Genomic DNA, 20,863 nt, shown 5'->3' with positions numbered 1-20,863 from the left:
ATAATGTCCTTATTACAAGGTATAAAATATGTGGCCACACGGTGATTTTTCAAACAGCACCCGTGTCGAATAGCCATTTTTTTCGTGTCACAATTAACATTATTATATGTATTATCATTAATATATTGATACACCACAGTCTCTGTGCTTTTATACCTTCGCTCAACTACACCTATAACAAACATCGTTAATGTCAGGCTCATTCAGAATGTCCGCAAGTCACACCATTCCCAACATTGCTCAAGAAGTTACCTTTCCGGAGGGAGAGCAGCTGGTCTCGACCACAAATCTCAAAGGGGTTATTACCTACTGTAATCCTTCATTTTGCCGGGTCGCCGGCTACCGTGAAGAAGAGCTGATTGGTCAGAACCACAATATTATCCGCCATCCGGACATGCCCAAGGCTGCCTTTGCGGATATGTGGGCCCGATTGCGCGAAGGCAAAGCTTGGCGTGGCGTGGTGAAAAACCGAACTAAAAGCGGTGGTTTTTACTGGGTCGATGCTTACGTCACCCCAATCTACGAACAAGGCCAAATCACCGGCTACCAATCCGTACGTGTGAAGCCACAGTCGCAATGGATTCAGGTCGCGACAACGGCCTACCAGCAGCTGCTGAAAGCCGAACAACGCGGCCGCAAACAAGCGTTTGCCCTGCCCGGCAGCGTGAAATACGGCGCACTGGCTATCGCCTGTGCTTTACCGGCCCTGAGCGGCTTTCTCGATGATGGGCTCAGCGTCCAGAACCTGCTGAGTCTCACGCCGCTGGCCGTGCTTGGATTGCTGTTTCGCCAGGAGTTAATTGAAACCCCGCTGCGCCTGAAAGAGCTCCGCCAGCAGTATGACAGTATCAGCCGCCTGATTTTCTCCGGCGACGGTCAGTTTTCTGTCGCAGACTACCACCTGAAAATGGCGTCTGCCCGGATTCGTACCGTGCTGGGCAGAATGACCGACTCCGCCGTCCCGTTGCACGACTTGGCCGATCAGCTCAGTGATTCCGCCCACCGGGTCAACCAGGCGATTTCCACTCAGGACAGCAACATCCGCCATGTCGTCGATGCCATGAGCAGTATTGCCGATTCTGCCCGGACCGTCGCTGCCCATGCCTCGGACAGCAATGGGTTACTCGATGAAACGCGTTTTCACTGCGATCAAACCCGGGATCAGCTCACGTCAACCCAAGGCAGCCTGCAAGCCCTGTCGGCGCAGGCCGAGCAAGCCACTGAAGCCACGCATCAGCTGAGCGGCGAAGCCAGCAAGGTCAGCACCGTCATGGCTGAAATTAATGGGATTGCGGAACAAACCAATCTGCTGGCGTTGAACGCCGCGATTGAAGCTGCCCGCGCCGGCGAACATGGCCGCGGTTTTGCGGTGGTTGCCGATGAAGTCCGCGCGCTGTCTTCCCGCACCCAGAGTGCGACGGAGCAAATCCAGTCCAGCATTGCGCAAATGTTACTGACCATCAACGAATGGCAGTCACTGATTGAAAGCAACCGGGACAAAACCAACGAATGTGTTGATATTGCCGCGAAGGGCGCAGAATGCCTGGAGCAGGTTGAACAAAACATGCAGGCCATCAGCGCGCTGATTGGCCAGGTGTCCGGCTCGGCATCCGAGCAGGAGCACTTGTCCGCGCAAACCAGCCAGCACGTCCATGCCATTGCCCAAGCCTCGCAGCAAAACCTCGATGAAGTCAGCCAGGTCGAACACACCAGCCTGATGCTGAAAGAAAAAGTCGACGATTTCCATCGGCTCGCGGCACGCTTCGAAGAAAAATAATCCCCAGCCGCCACACGACGCCGTGTGGCGGCACGTTGCCTTGCTTCAAGACCGGCTCCATTCCTGAGCATTCAACCCGAAAGCCCCTCGGAAAACCGTCATTTTTATCTTCTCCAACGTGCACCTGATGTACGGCTGCGTTACCATCAGGGCTTCCTTCTGAGCCAGGCATTTCGCGTTATGTATCAAGATACCCTGCAACACTACTTTGGTTTCGACAGCCTCCGTCCCGGTCAGGACGCGGTGATCACCCGGGTCCTCAGCGGCCAGTCCGCTTGTGCCATTTTTCCGACCGGCTCCGGTAAATCGCTGTGTTACCAACTTCCGGCGGTCCAGCTGCCCCACCTCACGCTGGTCATCTCGCCGCTGCTGGCTCTGATGAAGGATCAACTGGCATTCCTGCGCAGCAAGAATATTCCGGCAGCAACCATCGATTCCACTCAAAGCTGGGAAGAAAACCAACAAGTCATGCAAGCCATCCGGGACGGCAGCATCAAGGTGTTGATGATTTCCGTCGAACGCTTAAACAACGAACGTTTTCGCCAGTTCATCGCCACCATTCCGATTTCACTGCTGGTGGTTGACGAAGCCCACTGTATTTCTGAATGGGGACATAACTTCCGTCCGGACTATCTCAAACTGCCGCAACACCGTGACTGGCTGAAGATCCCGCAGGTCCTTCTGCTGACCGCCACGGCCACACCTGCCGTTATCGAAGATATGCGCGAGAAATTCAGTATTGCCGAGGAGGATGTCGTGGTCACCGGCTTCTATCGGCCAAATCTGGATTTGACCATCACACCGGTTGCCGAATCCCAGAAACAGTCCGCACTGCTCGCGCAGCTGTCGCCAACCCAGCCGACAATTGTTTACGTAACGCTGCAGAAAACCGCCGAAGAGTTAGCCCTGTGGCTCAATCAACAGGGCTTCCAGGCCCGGGCCTATCATGCCGGGATGGATGCCGAGCGCCGCCAGCAGATCCAGCAGGATTTCATGTCAGGCGCCTGCCACTGCATCATCGCCACCATCGCCTTTGGCATGGGGATCGACAAGGCCGATATCCGCCGGGTGATCCACTATGATCTGCCCAAATCCATTGAAAACTACAGTCAGGAAATCGGCCGGGCCGGGCGTGACGGCCAGACATCGCATTGCACGGTGCTGGCGAATAAATCCAGCCTCAACGTACTGGAAAACTTTGTCTATGGGGATACGCCGGATCTCGCCGCCATTGATGCCGTTCTGGGTCAAATCCAGAGTGCGGGCGGCCAATGGGAAGTGATCCTGTCTCGCCTATCCCGGGAGAGCAATGTCCGCTTGTTACCGCTAAAAACGCTGCTGGTTTACCTGGAAGTGCACGGCATTATCGAGCCGCAGTACACCTATTTTGCCGATTACCGCTTTAAGCCGATCCTGGCGCCGGAGGCCATCATCGAACAATTCCAGGGAGAAAGGCGTCAATTCGTCAGCCAGATCTTTGCCTGCTCTCCAAAAGCACGAACCTGGCATACGGTTGATTTTGATGCGCTGTGGCAACAAGCCCAAACGGATCGCAAGCGTGTGGTAGCCGCGATTGATTATTTCAACGAGAAAGGCTGGATTACCCTGGAAAGCAAACAGATGACCGACGTATTCCGGATCTGTGATCCGCAGTTTGATCGCGCATCTTTAGCCTCGACCCTGTATACGCTGTTTAGGAATAAAGAAACCAACGAAATCGGCCGGATCCAACAGATGATTGGATTCTTCGAAAGCGAACAATGCCTCAGCCATTCGCTGGCCCATTACTTTGCGGACCACCGTGCGCCCGAACAGTGCGGTCATTGCTCCGTGTGCCGGGGGGAGCCTGCAACACTGCCCGCCGAAGCTGTGTTGCCGGAGATCTCAACCAACATGCTTCGGGCATGGTGCGATCCGTTTCTGAGTGCGTGTCCGCAACAGCCTTCCCCCGCGGCCGTCACCCGTTTTCTCAGCGGGATGTCCTCCCCTTTGCATACGCAACTGAAAGCGCGGCAAATGAGCGGTTTTGCCAAACTGGAGGCCTATCCGTTCCGACAAATCCGGGCCCAGGTTGCCGAACTCTATCCGCACCTGTCGGAGTAACTCCCTGAGATGCTGGGGCAATTGGGCGCCCCCACATCTGGTATAGACCTAACCATCTCTATTTTAAGTAAAAAATGAAATTTTTCTGAAATATTTCGGCAACAGAAAGGTCTTGATCCCAGGTTCTATCAACCAACCCGGCTTACCCATGTTGTAAGCCAAGGAGCGAATCATGATCAAGCTACTTAGTGCTGTTGTACTCGCGGGGATCAGTCTGTCCGCACACGCTTTTTCCTGGACGTCCTATCAAGACACCCGCCACCTCATCGCGGCAACCGGTGATAACGAAGCGCAAGTGACGCAGCAAGGTATTGCCCTCGCCAAGACAATCGAAACGGCCACGCCGCAGCAGCTGAAAAAGTCACTGGGAATTTATGACAATGGCCTGCGCTCACGCTCAATTAGCGTCGAAGACACCCAGCTCGCCGTGCAGGAATACCTCACCGCATCCGGCACACCAAGCTATCAGGCCATCGTAAAGGTCAATTATAGCTACGATGTTCAGAATCGCAGCCGGGACTAATCGACCGCAAGCCTGAGGTGCGCCGGCATCGCGCCATGCACCGAACCCAAGAGAGTACTTTCGGTACTCTCTTTCATCGGCTGTTATCAAAACATCCCGCATGAACCATCAGCTCAAGAAGACGCGATCTCGCTCATTTTCTTCCTGAACACCCCAAGAACCACATTGCCCCACCTCTGCAGTACGGATAAAATCTCCCGTAACTCATCGAAATGTCGGTATTATCCCTGAAAACAGTAGCATTTATCTCCTTTCAGGCCATATAAACCCACAGTATTTTTGCCGGCCAGCTATGTTTACTTTCCCATCAAGTTGCGAAAACACACACCACAACACGCTCGAAGGAGCGATAAAAGTCACAATTTGGACACAAATACGAAAAGTTTAGTTTCGTTTTATGTACATTATCAGTCGCACCGACCTATATTGTGTTTCGAAATTGTTAACCAGAAGCTTGTTCAGCACTCACAGTCAACAACAAGGTCGAGAAAAGGCAAGCCGGAGCAGCAACGTCAGTTGAGCTTACAAAACAGAGCCAAATTATAAAGAAGAGGAAGAAAGCTAATGAACGCCGAGAAAAAATACATTGTCGCGCTGGATCAGGGCACAACCAGCTCACGCGCTGTCATTCTCGACCATGACGCCAATATCGTCAGCACCGCTCAACGTGAATTTACTCAGATTTATCCAAATGCCGGCTGGGTAGAACACGATCCGCTGGAAATTTACGCCACCCAAAGCTCAACCCTGACTGAAGCACTAGCCAAGGCCGAAATCCGCACCGATGAAATCGCAGCCATCGGGATCACCAACCAGCGCGAAACAACGATTGTCTGGGACAAGAACACCGGTAAACCAGTGTATAACGCCATCGTCTGGCAGTGCCGCCGTACTGCGGAAATTTGTGAAACCCTGAAATCCCGCGGACTGGAAGCCTACATCAAAGAAAACACCGGATTGGTGCTGGACCCGTATTTTTCAGGCACGAAGGTGAAATGGATCCTGGACAACGTGGAAGGTGCCCGGGAAAAGGCGGAAGCCGGTGAGCTTCTGTTTGGAACCGTTGACACCTGGCTGACCTGGAAAATGACCCAGGGTCAGGTTCATGTGACGGATTACACCAATGCATCGCGCACCATGCTGTTTAACATCAACACTTTGGAATGGGATGAGAAGCTGTTAAAAGAATTCGATATCCCGCTGAGCATGATGCCTGCGGTCCGCAAATCATCCGAGATCTACGGCATGGCGAACCTGGGCGGAAAAGGCGGCACCCGGATCCCGATTGCCGGCATTGCGGGCGATCAGCAGGCCGCCCTGTTCGGCCAGATGTGTGTGGCCTCCGGCCAGGCGAAAAATACGTATGGCACCGGCTGTTTCCTGCTGATGAATACCGGGCCGAACAAAGTGACCTCATCAAACGGCCTACTGACCACCCTGGCCTGCGGTCCGGATGGTGATGTCAGCTACGCCCTGGAAGGCGCCGTATTCATGGCCGGCGCCTCAATCCAGTGGCTGCGGGATGAAATGAAACTGATCAATGATGCACGTGATACCGAGTATTTCGCTGAAAAAGTAGAGACGGCCAATGGCGTCTATGTGGTTCCAGCCTTTACCGGGCTGGGCGCACCGTACTGGGATGCCTATGCCCGCGGCACCATTGTCGGCCTGACACGCGGCGTGAACGCGAATCATATTATCCGTGCGACCCTGGAAAGCATTGCGTACCAGGCCCGGGATGTACTGGATGCCATGCAGGCCGATTCAGGCATTACCCTCGACAGTTTGAAAGTTGACGGCGGCGCCGTTGCCAACAACTTCCTGATGCAATTCCAGGCCGATTTGCTGGATACCGAAGTCCACCGTCCGGTCGTGACTGAAGTGACGGCTTTAGGAGCCGCCTACCTGGCCGGGATGGCTGTGGGTTTCTGGCAGGATCTGGATGAAGTGAAGGAAAAAGCCAAACTGGATCGCCTGTTTGCCCCGGATGGCGATCAACAGAAACGTGAGCGCCGTTACTCCGGCTGGAAACGTGCAGTCGCCTGCTCTCGCGGTTGGATCGAACACTAATCCCATCACCCGACAACTTTTCCGACAGACCCGCCTCCGGCGGGTCTTTTTCTTCCTCCTGCAAGCCGGAACTTGTTTTAGGTCATAGCGATCCCGATCACATCACATTACACTCACTGGTATATCAGTACAGATCATGAAGAGATCACTATGGCAAACGAAGAACTGGACTACCAAGCCTGCGATGCGTGCGGTGTTTCCGCTGAAATGGGCTTTATTATCAAAGAAGGTGATGATGTCGCTGAGGTAGAGATTACAGGTCAGGGAAAAGCGATCCTCGAAGCCGAACTCCAACGTTACCTGGCCCTGGCCGCAGAGGTGAACGCAAATTATCTGTATGAAGTGAGCCCGATTGAAGACGACAGCGAGTCACTGCATGCCCGACTGCGATTTGAATGCAGCGCGGAAAAACTGATTTTTGAACTGAAAAGTCGCTCACTGGCGCGATAATTTTCTGGCGAAACACAGCAACTTCAGGCCACCGTCGGGGTGGCCGCCTTTTATCCCTACCTGCCATTTTCGGCCCATCTGCCTCGTAAGACTTTTCGTTGACCGATATCACTGGTCTGATGTGACCCGTTCCTCATTCGCATCTATTATTAGTGAATGCGCATATGCGATATCTTGCGTTTTTATACTGGTAAAACCCTTCACTTTGTATGACAATGAAAACGCAATATGCTCACATAAGCATAAATTGTCAGTTTGGCATGGAATAAAAGGAATCGTCCGATGAAGAGTCATAGAGCAAAAGTGATTGCAAATTGGAAACCCACCAATGAACGCGAGTCTGCGGCAATGAAAGAGTTGCTGATGCAGGAAATGGGAGTCAGCACGGAGCACCATCAGGGGGGCACCGGGAAGGTTGCGCCAAACTCAGGTCGTATGGTTCGCTAATTCGCCATTGTCTATGCGGCCATCAATCGCCGCGAGAATCACGCAGTGCATCATAGCACTGCGTTTTTGTATCCGCTTGGTTTACCGCCCGCGATAGACGTTGAATCATCAATCACTTACGGTGATGGATTCCCCGATGACGGCTGCACCAGCGGATGCCAGGACAAGCGGCCATTGGTTTCAAATTGATTCTCAGGCTGGCATTGGAGCTGCGTCTGCCCCACGATGAGAATCGCGCCCTGAGAGTATTCTTTTCCGCCATACCAGCAAATCCGGTGATCGACGCCTTTGGGCTGAATTTCTACTTTCGGTATGACCGTTGAATGGGTCTGTTGCGCGGCCGCAACAGGAACCGCCATCCCGGCCAACACCCCGAGCAGCAGGCACCCCACCTGGATATCAAGCACATGCATGCGCATTTGTTCTCTCACTGATCGAAACGTGATGGAGGATATTCCCCCGAGCAATTTGCTATACATAGCAGGGATCAGGAAAGCTGGCTACCGAGATGCGCAATTTTGTACAAACGCCTTCCAAAAATCTTCGATATACTCACGGAAGGATATTGACCAAGGATAACGCTGCGCATGACCTCAACCCGGGTTCCTCCACACAATCAACCTCCGTCCAGAGAGCAGGCAACTTATCGTGTGGCCGAAGAGTTGGGTGGCATTGAGTTATTGAACGCGCAATATCATCGCCAGAATTTTTCCCGCCACAGCCACGAAGGCTATACCGTCGGGGTGATTGAGAACGGCGCCCAAAAGTTTTACCGTACCGGTGGCAACCACGTCGCCCCGCAACACAGTATCATCCTGGTCAATGCGGATGAGATCCATAATGGGCACTCCGCGACGGAAGGGGGCTGGTCTTATCAGGCCATGTACCCTCTGCCGGAACAGTTTGAAGTGATCAGTAGAGAACTGGCATCGGGCACTTCTCACAGTGGTGCACCCTACTTCCCATCCCCGGTTGTGAATGACCCGGAGTTGGCCGGCCAACTCCGGCTGGTGTTCAAAACATTTGAAAATTCGACCAACCGTCTGCTGCGGGAAACCCTGCTCTACAGTGTCCTGACCAAACTCATGTGCAAACACGGCCGCAGGCCTTGCCTGCCGGATGACCCCGCCAAAGCCCAACGTCAGGTCAATCTGGTGAAAGAGTTTCTCGATGATTTTCCATGTGCCGATGTCTCTTTGCAGGAACTGGCTAACCTGGCTTCCTTCAGCCCCTATCATTTGGTTCGCGCGTTTCAAAAGGCCTTTGGCCTGCCGCCGCACAGTTACCAAATCCAGGCGCGGTTACGTCTGGCCAAAAGGCTGATCCGCCAGGGACATGCTCTGTCAGATGCGGCGCAGGAAGCCGGCTTTCACGATCAGAGCCATTTCCATCGCCACTTCAAAAAAGCCATGGGGATCACACCGGGACAATTCGCCAAACAAGTTCATCCCTGATGGTTAGTGCAGCATCTGCCACCTGAACTCATCGGCCGATAAAAGCCTCTCATTGAGCGCGAACCTGAACATAACCGCTTTCAAGCAACCCGAGACGACCCACATCAAGCCGCCGGAGCGTCCCTTCACTTCAGCTTGAAATCACTGAAAATAAGAACCCCCTCCGAAAAGAGATTTATCCGTTGCATGTTTTACTGTATAACCCTCCCCTCAACATCTAATGCTACAGGTAATTTCAATGTCAAAGTTTTTCTTCAAGGGTCGAATCGAGAAAAAGCCAAAACATGAAAGCTTCGGTTACAACACCAAGCGCACAACGAAACTTGGCTCAAAAGCGCACCCTTTGTTGCTTTCCGTCCAAACGAATGAGAGAAAAGAACAGCTGGAGACACGCCTGAATGAGCATGGCTTGTTTGCGACGATTGAAGTAAATGCTGAGCAGCCTGAAAATATTCAAGCGCTGGATGCCCTCTTAAAGACGCCCAAAACGACAACGTTTGAAAAAACACCCAACCGCAATGATCCTTGCTCATGCGGCAGCCAGCAAAAATACAAAAAGTGCTGCGGGAAATAACCGCAGCATCACCGCCGGATAGACACCGACAACCCGTACGGTGTCTATCGCACCTCATATACGCTTCACGCCACCGTAACACCTGCGCAATAACGTACAAGTTTGCACTGCCTTCATCACGTAAGGTACAAACTCAATCAATCAAAAACATTGAGACACCATGCAAACACCAACCTCCGAATCCACCAACGGCCGGACTGATGCCATCGCGCTGACTCAAGCGCCGTCAGAACGAAGTCCAAATGAAACGCGCACCGAACCGAAGTTTGCCTTGTTCCGACAAGGTGCACTGGCAGTCACACCCCTGTGTATCGCCGTGATCCCCTGGGGTCTTCTGGCCGGGTCTTTTGCGATCGAAATCGGGCTGGATCCTTTTCAAAGTCAGGCCCTGTCTGCCATCGTTTTTGCCGGGTCGGCCCAACTGGTCGCAACCGGACTGCTGAAAGTCGGGGCCGGACTGGCGACCCTGCTGATGACAACGCTGATCATTACCTCGCGCCACTTGCTCTACAGCATCAGTATGCGCAATAAAATCAGCCCATTACCGCTCAAATGGCGTCTGGGTTTGGGATTCTTGCTCACTGATGAGCTGTTCGCCTTGTGTGGCCACCAATCCCCCCAACAGTTTAACCGCTGGTACGCGCTCGGGGCGGGGCTCTGGTTCTATCTCTGTTGGAATCTGGCTTCATTTGCCGGAATTGTTGCCGGGAAGTTCATCCCGAACCTGGACACTCTGGGCCTTGACTTTGCCATCGCGGCGACCTTCATCGCTCTGGTAGTTCCGGCCATCAAAAATATGTCAGTTCTGCTCTCCGTACTGGTCGCGATGGTAGCTTCCGTATTTTGCCAGGCATATCAGATCGAAGGGGGACTGATGCTGGCCAGCCTGTCTGCCATGGTCGCAGGTTATGGCTATGATCGATTCCGGAAGAGTCCGGTTCCCCAACAACCCACCGGAGAAGAAGCATGATTTGGATGTCAATTGGCGCCATGGCCCTGCTGGTCTTTGCTAGCCGCTATCTGTTCCTGGCGCCCGGCTTACCGATCAAGCTGGGTGCTGAAACCCAAAAGTTGCTGAGCTATTCGAGTCCGGCAGTCCTAACCGCCATTTTTTCGCCCATTGTCTTTCTCCCCGAGGGAGAAGTGGCAATCTCGTGGCACAATCCCTACCTGGTCGCGGCCGTTGTGGCTGTTCTGTTGTCCTGGAAACTGAATAATGTCCTGCTGACCACAGTACTCAGTATGGCCCTGTTTTTCCTGCTGTCGGCCTGGTGATCCATCCGCCCCGCAAGGACTCAGCCCTGCGGGGCAAATCGTTTCAGAACAATTTCAGACCAAAGGCACGCTTGATTTGTGTCAGCACGGCATCGGCTTCGTCCTGAGCCTGCTCACTGCCCTGTTTCAGGATCGCCACCAGCTGCGCTTTATCGGCCATATACACCGCGCGCTGCGCTCGGATCGGCGCAATCAGCGTTTGCAGGCAATCGGTGAGGATTTGCTTGGTGGTGCCGTCTGCCAGCCCGCCCGCCTCATACTGTTGCTTCAGATCAGCCACATAACCGGGATCCGGATGAAAGGCATCCAGATAGGTGAAGACCACATTCCCGGCCACACACCCCGGATCGTCAACGCGCAGGTGATTCGGGTCGGTATACATCGACTTCACGGCACGCGCGATCGCCCGATCATCCGCGTCCAGATAGATACAGTTCCCCATCGATTTCGACATTTTCTGCTTGCCGTCCGGGGCCGGCAGCCGGGGCATATTGCTCAGCAAAGGCTTACACTCGACCAGAATATCCTGCCCGGCGATCTGGTTGAGTTTACGCACGATCTCGTTAGTTTGCTCCAGCATCGGCAGCTGGTCGTCACCTACCGGGACCAACGTTGCTTTAAATGCAGTGATGTCCGCGGCCTGACTGATGGGATAAGTCAGAAATCCTGCCGGGATAGAAGCCCCAAACCCTTTCCCGGCAATTTCATTTTTCACGGTTGGGTTACGCTGTAAACGCGCCACCGTGACCAGATTGGCGTAATACATCGCAAGCTCCGCTAACGCGGGGATCGCCGATTGCAGACAGATGCTGGTTTTCAGGGGATCGATCCCGACCGCCAGGTAGTCCGCCACAACATTGAGAATGTTATTGGCCACTTTATTCGGGCGATGACCGTTATCGGTTAAGCCCTGCAAGTCGGCCACCAGGATCGTTTGTTCATAGCGATCCTGCAACTGTACTCGCTGCTGCAACGAGCCAACGAAATGGCCCAGATGAAGTTGTCCCGTCGGCCGGTCTCCGGTCAATACTTTCTCGGTGGTGCCAGCCTGGGTTGAAACGGCTTGATGGTGGGTCATGATCATACTCCAGAGTTATGTTCCGCCGGAGACACCATGATTGTGATTCGTCAATAGCTGCCTACCGGCGGCTATTGAATACACGAGATCCAGCGCCGCTCTATCGTAGAGAGCGCCACCAGAAGCAAGTGATGATGAAAGACATAATATTCACAGTCATGCCGACAACTTACCAAGGTGCCACGCGATATACAACCCCAGGCGTAATAAATTTCATGAGGCCGATGCAAACTGCATTTTCGTGCGACAAGTAACAGCAGAAAGGCACCTAACACACTAATGTAGAAAGGTAATTGGCTTGATTGGCTTGGATAGACCGGTTTTTCTTTGCTGAGCACTTTGACGTTATTTTGGGGTTTCATTCAGAAAAGGTATCTTGCGGTGACGGATTCCAGTTTTGCATTTATTCTCGCGCTGTTTACTTTTTTACTGGCCGCCGTAGTTGCGAAAGAGGTATCCCGCCGGAGCCGGCTCCCCTACTCGATCACCCTCATCCTCGCCGGGCTGGCGATGCATGCGATCCAACCCAGTTTTTCGCTGCCGATTGACCCACTCTCGGAAAAAGAGCTGGCCCATGATGTCATTCTCTACATTTTATTGCCGACCCTGGTCTTTGAAACTGCCTACAACCTGGATATCAGTAAGCTCACAGCCAACCGCGTCGCCATTTTTGTCCTGGCGATCCCCGGAGTCCTCATCTCATCTATCGTCGTTGCGACGATCGTGTACTACTTGACCCCGCTGAGTTGGCAATATGCGCTGCTACTCGGCGCAATTTTGAGTGCTACGGATCCGACAGCCGTGATTGCCGCATTCCGCCAGCTCAATGCCCCCAAAGATCTCATCATGCTGATTGAGGGGGAAAGCCTGTTTAACGACGCCACGGCCATCACCCTGACCAAAGTGCTGGTACTCAGCTTCGCCCTGTCTCACGGATTTTGGCCGACGTTAGGACACGGCAGCGGCCTGTTCGCCATCACGCTGCTGGGAGGGGTGATTTGTGGGTGGCTGTTTGCCCGGCTGGCCTTGTGGAGTTTACAAAAAATGCCGGATGACCCTTTTTCCGAAATCAGCCTCAGCCTGCTGATGGCCTTCGGTTGCTATCTGTTTGCGGAAAAAGCCCTGGAAGTCAGCGGCATTGTTGCCGCAGCGGTGGCGGGGATTTCACTGGCGACCCACGCGCCGCTTCCGGTTTCCAAAAAATCTCAGCAATACCTCAACCATTTCTGGTCCTATCTGTCGTTCATCGCCTCAGCCAGCATCTTTCTGATTGTCGGGCTGTGGACGGATTTGGGCCTGCTCTGGGATAACATCACCATCTCTGTCATCATTCTGGCCGCGATCTGGTTGTCCCGCGCCGCAATCGCCTACGGCTTGCTGCCCTATATCGGCCATCTCCAACGCCAGGCAAAATCCACCCCCATGGCGTTTCGCCACCTGATGTTTGTCGGCGGCATGCGGGGAGCCGTGACCCTGGCGCTGGCCATGGGCCTGGTGAGCGTGCTGGGCGATGAGACCCTGCTCTCCATCACAACCGGGGTGGTGTTCCTGACCATTCTGCTGCAAGGCATTCTCATCACCCCGTTGGCTCGCCATTTCCAATTGAAAGAGAAGGAGCTCAGCGACAGCATCGCCACCGCCGAGCTGACCCTGTCTACGCTTCACCACAGCCGGAAGGTTTTGCAGTCCCTGCTCAACTCCGAACTGGCCCACGGAGGGATCCCCCAAGCACTCTCTGCCAAGTTAGACCCATTGATTGCAGAGCAGGAAAAGCAGCTCCAAGCGTGGTTCAGCGCTGAGGTCGGTCCGATTGGACTCTGGAATCGACTGCTGCTGCGCTGCGCCAGTCTCGAAATCGGCTATCTGTACCGGCTGTTTGACCAAGGGCTAATTAAAGCGGCAGTTTATCAGGAGCTGAAAAACTCCCTTGATGAACAGATGGAAGCGATCCGCCACCAGTATCAACGACCCACTTTTTCCCACTTCCCCCAACGGCTATCCGGACTGCTGACCCGGCTGTGGCAGCCAATCACTCACCCCCACCCGCAACGTCAGGCCCTGATCTATGAAATGGCCTGGGCCAGACTGATGAGCTGTCAGTATGTTTTGAATGAACTGGCGCTGATCATTGACGATGAAGAGATCCCGGAAACCGTTGCGACACATGTCGCCGGGATTTGGCAAGGATGGCAACAAGAATGCGAGACGCAAATCAGCCAGATTGAGCACCTGCAGCCCGACACGGCAACGGCGGTACAGCAACAGTTAGTACGCAATTTCTTACGTACCGCCCAAGCCGAACATCTTCAACAGTATGTACAACAATGCCTGATTTCTGAAGATGATGCGGCCCAACTACTCAGGCAACTCGAAAGCATGGATCTCTAACCCATGGCCTGCAACTGCTGCAATTGGGCTTACACTGAAAGAAGCATCTATTGATCAATCACCACGACGCATGCCTCGAAGCCTTGTGAAACAAATACCAAACGTCCTGACAACCCTACGTTTGCTGTTAGCCATCCCGATTTACTTCGGGATCCTGGAGCGCAACTTCCCGACAGTCCTGTGGGTGATCGCCATCGCCGGGATCACTGACGGATTGGACGGTTGGCTCGCCCGCAAACTGCAGGCAATGAGCCGCTACGGTGCTATGGTCGATCCGCTATCTGACAAGGCCATGCTGCTTTGTGCTTACATTGCATTCTTTCAAATTGGGCTGATGCCATTCTGGGCCGTCGCACTGATGGTTCTCAGAGACATCATCATTTTGCTGGGCGCGGGAGTATTTTATCTCTGCTTCGGCCCGTATCAGCTCAAACCCAGTTGGTGGGGTAAAGGATGTACATTAGGACAGATTGTGCTGGCCCTGCTGATCATTTGCCACCAACTGTTCCCGCACATTCCCGAACCGCTGCTTTCACTTGGACTCATGGCGGTCGTCTTACTTGTCCTCATCAGCGGCGTCCAATATGTCTACGCCTGGACGACCAAAGCGCGACGCTTATGGAAGGCGCAGCGTTCCCTACGGTGATGACAACATTCAGCCAAGTGCCGTTCCTCAGTCATGTAAATACTTGCGTCGATAGTCCGACGCTTTGGCAAAGAAAATTATCGGAAGGATCAACAAGAAAATAGCGGGTAAAAAAATTAATGCTTCGTGGACAAGCAATTGGTAGATACTGATGCCAAAAAAAACACACAATGACAGCAAAATTATGCCATGCACAACTGGGTGATTGAACGAGAAGATTGCATACAAACGAACCACCGCGATACCTCAATTCACTTTAGATTCATAACCAAGGCGGCAATTTCCTCCGCAAATTAAATGATCAAAAAAGATTGAGTCAATTTTCATTCATCAAGCCGCATCAAATTTTTGACCAATTTCACTCTCTGATAACAATATAGTCGTTAATAATGATGTTGGTTCAAAAAATGGGGCGTTGGTATTCTGACTCAATGGATCCGCCGTGAGGGTATCGGGATCGAAAAAATCATCGTAAGCGGTTGGTTCATAAACTAATTTAAACAGGTTCGCTGCGTGAATGCTGATGAAGACAAAAAGAAAATAAAATATTCTTGAACATCTCCCATCTACGGTTCAAATGAGAACAAAAAATGTCAATCAGCGCTGTTCCGGGGCACAGCCCGGAACAAAAAACCTATCTCAGCGTGTTTTTGCTTTCAGCCAGGACAAGAGCGTCGGACCACTGCGGTAAAACAGCAAGGCCGTCAAAATCAGACAACAGCCCAGTAATTTATGCATCGGCATGGCCTCTCCATACCAAATGATACTAAGCACCACGGTCCAGACCGGCTCCAGGACCATGATAATGGCCGCATTCGCCGCTGTGCTATGTTTCTGCCCGGTCGTTTGCATCACATAACGCAAGCTGGTCGCCAGAAGCACACTCATGGCAAACCATCCCCAAGTCGATAGACGAATGCTCTCCGGCCAGGTTTCGACACTCAAAGACGCAATCCATCCCATCACACCGGTGACAAATAACTGAATACATGTCAGCAGCAACGGCGGCACATGCCGAACCACCCGGCTGTTGACATTAAAATGCAAGGCCAGGGCTAATGCCGCACTCAAAAACCACAGCTGGCTGGCAGACTGTTGCCAACCGCCGCCGCCAAGCGACAGTAACATCAGCCCACCAACCGCAAGTGGCATAGACCACCAAAACATCCTCGGCGGCCGCTGCCGGAACAGCGGCCAGGCAATCAGGGGCACAAACAACATCGAGAGGCTCATAATAAATGCGCCCTCGCCTAAGGTGTCACTGACGGAAATAGAATAAATCCACAGCAGCAGCGAGCATCCGAGCAGACACCCGACCCCCATCGCCCGGATCAGCTCCTGACGGCTGAGCTGCTTTAAGGCTGAGTAACAAAACGGCAGTAGACACACAGAGGCCAGCACAAAACGCGCCCCGATAAACCCGAATGGCGGCAGACCCTGAATCGCCTCTTTCGAAAAAATCCACCCGGCGGCAGCCAGCATCGTAGTGCCGATTAAAATCAGGTCGGCGCGGCGATCCAAAGTCATAAATACCCACTCAGACGCTTCGTCTGATTATCATGCGAAAAAGACATTTTATCGCCAAGTGATATAAAACGTAACAACCATTTGATAAACCAAGCCATAAAAAAAGCCAGCGATAAACGCTGGCTTGAATTCAGATAGATAGACTGACCGAAACTAAGCCCCTTGGGGCTGCTGGAATGCTTCAACGGCATTCGACACTTCAATCGGCAACGTTTGAAGGACATAGCTCCCCGGTGCAGGTGCTAAAGCCGGATACTGGCCGTTCCCCGGTGTTCGTCCTTCCACAGGTTCTGCGGATTCGAACCCGGCCAACCAAGTATTCCAGTGATTCCACCATGAGCCTTCCTGACGCTCGGCAGATTTCAGCCATGCTTCCGGATCCTCAACGATTTTATCGCTGGTGTAATACCCGTACTTGTTCTTTGCCGGATGGTTCACGATTCCGGCAATATGACCGGACTCACCCAACACAAACGTCAGCTTGCTGCTCAGGTTCTTCGCACCGCGGTAGGTCCCCTGCCAGAGTGCAATATGGTCTTCCTGAGTCGAGATAAAGTAGACCGGCACTTTGATCTTCGACAGATCAATATTCACGCCGCCCACTTGATATCCCTGTGGTTTGACCAGCTTGTTCTCCAGGTAGAACTGGCGCAGCAACGTACTGTGGCAAGCAACAGCAACATTGGTACTATCCCCATTCCAGTACAGCAGATCAAAGTCGATCGGACTGTTCCCTTTCAGGTAATTGTTGATGTAGTAGTTCCAGTAGAGGCTGTTTTCGCGCAGCAGGCTGAACGTTACGCTCAACGAGCGCCCGTCCATATACCCTTTGGCTTCATTCTGGGCTTCGATTGCCGAAATGATCGGATCATTGATATATGCCCCAATCTCTCCCGGCTGAGAAAAGTCCAGCAGTGTGGTGAAGAACGTCGCCGACTTAATTCGGTTGCGCATCCGTTTCCCGGCATAGTAAGCCAAAGCAACGGCCAGCAAAGTACCACCGATGCAGTAACCCGCAGCGTTGATCTGCTTCTCACCAGTTACGGCCTCAACCACGTCAACGGCTTGGACCACACCGTCCAGTACGTAATGTTCAAAGTCAACATTGACCATGCTGACATCCGGGTTACGCCAGGACATCATAAAGACCGTGTGTCCTTGCTCCACCAGCCAGCGGACCATGGAGTTTTTCTCACGCAGATCCAGAATGTAGTATTTATTGATAAACGGCGGCACAATCAACAGCGGCGTTGCGTTCACCGTTTCGGTGAGCGGCTTGTATTGAATCAGCTCAAACAAGTCGTTTTTATACACCACCTGGCCTTCAGAATTTGCCACATTCACACCCAGCTCAAATGCGCTGTCATTGGTCATGCGGATCTTCAACACATCGGCACTGGCCTTCATGTCTTCCTGAAGTAACTCCATCCCTTTGACGAGGTTTTCACCATTCGTCGCCACCGTCAGCTTCGCCAGCTCCGGGTTCGTGGTGATGAAGTTCGTCGGTGACAAGGCGTTAATCGCCTGACGAGAGAAAAAGTGCAAACGTTCTTTTGCTTTATCATCAACACCTTCAATTGAATCAATGGTTTGTTTCATGGTGTTGCTGAAAAGCAGATAAGATTGCTTGATATAGCTATAAAATGCTTCATTTTCCCATGCCGGATCAACAAAGCGTTTATCATCTTTTTCGGGCTGAACAAGATCAGACGCATCACCATCGGCCAGCGTGACGTGTTGCCAGATCTTCAATTGGTTTTCCCACCATTCCATTTGCGCTTTCGCTAAAACAGATGGCTGCGCTGCAGCTTTTTCGAAAAACTCGACACTATCTTCTAAATTAATTTCATTCAGCGCTTTATTAAGGGGAGAATTTATGGCTGCCTTGCCAGATTCAAGTTCCTTCCACCATGCCTGGTTTATGTCTTGGAGCTTGGCAAAGTAGTCCGCAAAGAAGTTATAGTTCATTACAATGACCTCAGTGTTAGGACTAAAATAGCCGCCCACAGAAAGGGGCGGCTGAGCGGTCATTTCACTTATGCAGCAGGCGTGGCTTGCTTTACATTTTCCGCAACCAACTCTTCAACTTCAGTCTTAAACGACTGAGCAATCGAGCTAAATTTGTTGCTGTCATCGATCAATTGCTGAGACAGCTTTGTTAACGCTTCCAGCTGATGGCTGTTGAACTCAGCGAAAGACTGAATGTCTTTCACTTCGCTGACCGCTTTCAGTTGAGAAAGACCCAGATCACTGTAAGCGCGAACGGCCGCCAGTTGCAGCTCAGTCAGCTCTTCAACGTTCTTGGTGAACAGCTTGTTGAACTTCACGTATGGTGCCAGAGATTTTTCTGTTTGCTCAGAGAAAGATTTAAACATTTCCGTATACATAGCGGTTTTCCTTCAATTAGAAAGTATGAATGGAGTACCCGGGCCACCTATAGCCCAGGTACAAACTAAACACTTACGATTCAACGTTCTTCAGTACGATAGCCGTACCCATACCGCCCCCGACGCACAGCGTGGCAAGCCCATATTTGGTCCCGCGGCGACGCATCTCGTGGAGTAGGCTGACGATAATACGGTTGCCGGATGCACCCAGCGGGTGGCCCAGTGCAATCGCACCACCATTGACGTTTGAACGCTCAGCTAAATCTTCGACCTGAGTATCCAACTCGCCCGCCAGTTCATGCAGCACACCCAGTGCCTGACCAGCAAACGCTTCATTAAACTCGAACAAGCCAATGTCACCAATCGATAACCCGGCCTTGTCCAGGGCTTTAGTCACCGCCGGAACAGGACCGAGGCCCATGACTTCCGGTGCGACGCCAGCTTGTGCGTAACTCTCAATTTCAGCCAGCGGCGTCAGACCATATTTCTGGACGGCTGTTTCAGAGGCAACAATGATGGCGCTGGCGCCGTCGTTAATGCCAGAGGCATTCCCGGCAGTCACACTCCCGCCTTCTTTCTTAAATGCAGGGCGCAGGCTCGCGAGGCCTTCGATGCTGGCGTCCGCTTTTGGATATTCATCCGTATCCACTACCGCCGTCTTACGGCGAACAGTGACTTCAACCGGCACAATTTCTTCAGCAAACTTACCCTGCTCAATCGCAGCGACCGCTTTTTGCTGACTGGCCAGTGCAAAGTTGTCTTGTTGCTCGCGTGTCAGGCCAACCTTCGCCACAACATTTTCAGCAGTCACGCCCATGTGGTAATTGTTGAAAACATCCGTCAGGCCATCGTTGATCAGCAGGTCAGCCAACTCGAGGCCACCCATTTTCTGGCCGTCACGAATTGATGCCGGCACGCAAAACGGAATTTGCGACATATTTTCCGCACCCGCGGCAACAACCAAATCAGCATCACCCGCCTTAATGTGCGCAGCGGCATCCATGACCGTCTTCATTCCACTGCCGCACACCATATTCAGGGTGTAAGCCGGCACTTCCTGCGGGATTCCGGCATACAAAGCCGCTTGGCGACCCGGTCCCATGCCTTGCGCCGCGCTGACCACGTTGCCCAGAATCACTTCATCAAGCAGGCCCGGATCCACACTGGCCTGCTCCAGTGCCGCTTGAATCGCCACAGCCGCCAGGCGAGGTGCAGGCACAGTTTTCAGAGAACCATTAAAGCTCCCCAACGGGGTACGTTTTGCAGCAACAATATAAACTTTTGTCATTTTTAGCGTCCTTTCAATAACCTGAGTCGCGAATTAATGCATGTACAAACCGCCGTTCACAGACAGTGTTTCGCCTGTGATGTACGCAGCGGCATCGCTGGCAAGGAAGGTAACGGCTGCTGCCACCTCGGCGGGTGCCGCCAGACGCTTCATCGGAATTTCTGCTTTGATGGAGTCCAGGACTTCCGGTTTAATGGCTTCAACCATCGGCGTCCCGGTATAGCCCGGAGCAATGGCGTTGACGGTTACACCCGAACGGGCACCTTCTGCTGCCAGGGCTTTGGTAAAGCCAATCATTCCCGCCTTTGCCGCTGAGTAATTTGTTTGACCAAACTGTCCCTTCAGGCCATTGACTGAAGAAATATTAATAATCCGGGCATTCCCTTTTTCACACATCGACGCAAAGAGCGGATGTGTGACGTTATAGAGGCTATTCAGGTTCGTCGTAATGACTTCATTCCATTGCTCGGCAGTCATTCTTTTAAATGTTGTATCTCGCGTGATACCTGCATTATTTACCAGAACATCAACATGACCTTCTTCCGCTAATAAGGTCGTTAATGCTTCTTTACAATAGGCTGTATCGGTAACATCCAGAGGAAATAACCTAACTTGGTCTTCTGAATAGTTATTTTCTTTGAACCATTGTTTCGCTTTTTCTTCCCCATTCGGGAAATAAGTTGCAATCACACGATACCCCGCGTCGACTAACGCATTTGTGATTGACGACCCAATACCACCTTTCGCACCAGTTACTAATGCTGTTTTGCTCATTACAGAAGACTCCATTCCATCATTGATGATGCTATTACTGCCTTGAAAATAAAAAGCGGCTTGCATTCAGTTTCAAGGATTAACCAACCTAATTGAATTAAC

Annotated in this window: 19 protein-coding genes; 12 read left to right on the top strand and 7 right to left on the bottom strand. The window is 52.4% G+C overall.

Features of this window, described 5'->3' with window-relative positions; all coding sequences use genetic code 11:
* Positions 1-208 precede the first annotated feature (208 nt).
* From NH461_RS17015 to NH461_RS16990, 6 genes are all read left to right on the top strand, one after another.
* Positions 209-1,777, top strand: a complete 1,569-nt coding sequence (locus tag NH461_RS17015; protein ID WP_261603806.1) for a methyl-accepting chemotaxis protein — start codon at positions 209-211, stop codon at positions 1,775-1,777.
* Between the two features lie 180 nt (positions 1,778-1,957).
* Complete coding sequence (locus NH461_RS17010; protein WP_261603805.1) at positions 1,958-3,880, top strand: ATP-dependent DNA helicase RecQ; 1,923 nt, start codon at positions 1,958-1,960, stop codon at positions 3,878-3,880.
* Between the two features lie 172 nt (positions 3,881-4,052).
* Positions 4,053-4,403 (top strand): DUF3316 domain-containing protein, encoded by a 351-nt coding sequence (locus NH461_RS17005; RefSeq protein WP_261603804.1) that lies wholly within the window; start codon positions 4,053-4,055, stop codon positions 4,401-4,403.
* Positions 4,404-4,967: 564 nt separating this feature from the next.
* On the top strand, positions 4,968-6,473 hold the full coding sequence (glpK, locus tag NH461_RS17000; protein WP_261603803.1) for a glycerol kinase GlpK: 1,506 nt from the start codon (positions 4,968-4,970) through the stop codon (positions 6,471-6,473).
* A gap of 150 nt (positions 6,474-6,623) precedes the next feature.
* A complete protein-coding gene (locus tag NH461_RS16995) occupies positions 6,624-6,923 on the top strand; it encodes a YfcZ/YiiS family protein (protein ID WP_261603802.1) in 300 nt (99 codons plus the stop codon).
* A gap of 282 nt (positions 6,924-7,205) precedes the next feature.
* Positions 7,206-7,370 (top strand): hypothetical protein, encoded by a 165-nt coding sequence (locus tag NH461_RS16990; RefSeq protein WP_261603801.1) that lies wholly within the window; start codon positions 7,206-7,208, stop codon positions 7,368-7,370.
* Between the two features lie 116 nt (positions 7,371-7,486).
* Here the strand turns inward: NH461_RS16990 and NH461_RS16985 are convergent, their stop codons facing one another.
* A complete protein-coding gene (locus NH461_RS16985; protein ID WP_261603800.1) occupies positions 7,487-7,789 on the bottom strand; it encodes a YnjH family protein in 303 nt (100 codons plus the stop codon).
* A gap of 168 nt (positions 7,790-7,957) precedes the next feature.
* On the opposite strand from NH461_RS16985, the gene NH461_RS16980 reads away from it, so the two are divergent.
* The 4 genes from NH461_RS16980 (at position 7,958) to NH461_RS16965 (ending at position 10,673) form a co-directional block, all read left to right on the top strand.
* On the top strand, positions 7,958-8,824 hold the full coding sequence (locus NH461_RS16980; protein WP_261603799.1) for an AraC family transcriptional regulator: 867 nt from the start codon (positions 7,958-7,960) through the stop codon (positions 8,822-8,824).
* Positions 8,825-9,062: 238 nt separating this feature from the next.
* A complete protein-coding gene (locus NH461_RS16975; protein WP_261603798.1) occupies positions 9,063-9,398 on the top strand; it encodes a PBPRA1643 family SWIM/SEC-C metal-binding motif protein in 336 nt (111 codons plus the stop codon).
* A 160-nt stretch (positions 9,399-9,558) separates the two neighbouring features.
* The gene (locus NH461_RS16970) at positions 9,559-10,368 is read left to right on the top strand and encodes an AzlC family ABC transporter permease (RefSeq protein ID WP_261603797.1); all 810 of its coding nucleotides are present in this window, start codon (positions 9,559-9,561) and stop codon (positions 10,366-10,368) included.
* Positions 10,365-10,673 carry an AzlD domain-containing protein gene (locus tag NH461_RS16965; protein ID WP_261603796.1) on the top strand — a complete coding sequence of 103 codons (309 nt, stop codon included), beginning with the start codon at positions 10,365-10,367 and terminating at the stop codon, positions 10,671-10,673. Before NH461_RS16970 ends, NH461_RS16965 begins: the two co-directional genes overlap by 4 nt.
* Positions 10,674-10,716: 43 nt before the next feature.
* Here the strand turns inward: NH461_RS16965 and trpS are convergent, their stop codons facing one another.
* The gene (gene trpS / locus NH461_RS16960) at positions 10,717-11,751 is read right to left on the bottom strand and encodes a tryptophan--tRNA ligase (RefSeq protein ID WP_261603795.1); all 1,035 of its coding nucleotides are present in this window, start codon (positions 11,749-11,751) and stop codon (positions 10,717-10,719) included.
* Positions 11,752-12,132: 381 nt separating this feature from the next.
* On the opposite strand from trpS, the gene NH461_RS16955 reads away from it, so the two are divergent.
* Together NH461_RS16955 and NH461_RS16950 are read left to right on the top strand one after the other, a co-directional pair.
* A complete protein-coding gene (locus NH461_RS16955) occupies positions 12,133-14,139 on the top strand; it encodes a cation:proton antiporter (RefSeq protein ID WP_261603794.1) in 2,007 nt (668 codons plus the stop codon).
* A gap of 85 nt (positions 14,140-14,224) precedes the next feature.
* Positions 14,225-14,785 carry a CDP-alcohol phosphatidyltransferase family protein gene (locus NH461_RS16950; protein ID WP_261603793.1) on the top strand — a complete coding sequence of 187 codons (561 nt, stop codon included), beginning with the start codon at positions 14,225-14,227 and terminating at the stop codon, positions 14,783-14,785.
* Positions 14,786-15,424: 639 nt separating this feature from the next.
* On the opposite strand, the gene NH461_RS16945 is transcribed toward NH461_RS16950, so the two are convergent.
* The 5 genes from NH461_RS16945 to NH461_RS16925 form a co-directional block, all read right to left on the bottom strand.
* Positions 15,425-16,312 (bottom strand): DMT family transporter, encoded by an 888-nt coding sequence (locus NH461_RS16945; protein ID WP_261603792.1) that lies wholly within the window; start codon positions 16,310-16,312, stop codon positions 15,425-15,427.
* Between the two features lie 153 nt (positions 16,313-16,465).
* Positions 16,466-18,280 carry a class I poly(R)-hydroxyalkanoic acid synthase gene (phaC, locus tag NH461_RS16940; protein WP_261603791.1) on the bottom strand — a complete coding sequence of 605 codons (1,815 nt, stop codon included), beginning with the start codon at positions 18,278-18,280 and terminating at the stop codon, positions 16,466-16,468.
* A 68-nt stretch (positions 18,281-18,348) separates the two neighbouring features.
* The gene (locus NH461_RS16935; protein WP_261603790.1) at positions 18,349-18,699 is read right to left on the bottom strand and encodes a phasin family protein; all 351 of its coding nucleotides are present in this window, start codon (positions 18,697-18,699) and stop codon (positions 18,349-18,351) included.
* Between the two features lie 73 nt (positions 18,700-18,772).
* Positions 18,773-19,987, bottom strand: a complete 1,215-nt coding sequence (locus tag NH461_RS16930) for an acetyl-CoA C-acetyltransferase (RefSeq protein ID WP_261603789.1) — start codon at positions 19,985-19,987, stop codon at positions 18,773-18,775.
* A gap of 33 nt (positions 19,988-20,020) precedes the next feature.
* On the bottom strand, positions 20,021-20,761 hold the full coding sequence (locus NH461_RS16925) for an SDR family oxidoreductase (protein ID WP_261604641.1): 741 nt from the start codon (positions 20,759-20,761) through the stop codon (positions 20,021-20,023).
* Positions 20,762-20,863: the final 102 nt, after the last annotated feature.

It is taken from the genome of Photobacterium sp. TY1-4, assembly GCF_025398175.1.
Lineage (GTDB): Bacteria > Pseudomonadota > Gammaproteobacteria > Enterobacterales > Vibrionaceae > Photobacterium.
The sequence above is the reverse complement of the archived record's forward strand: the minus strand, read 5'-3'. Positions and strand labels throughout refer to the sequence as shown.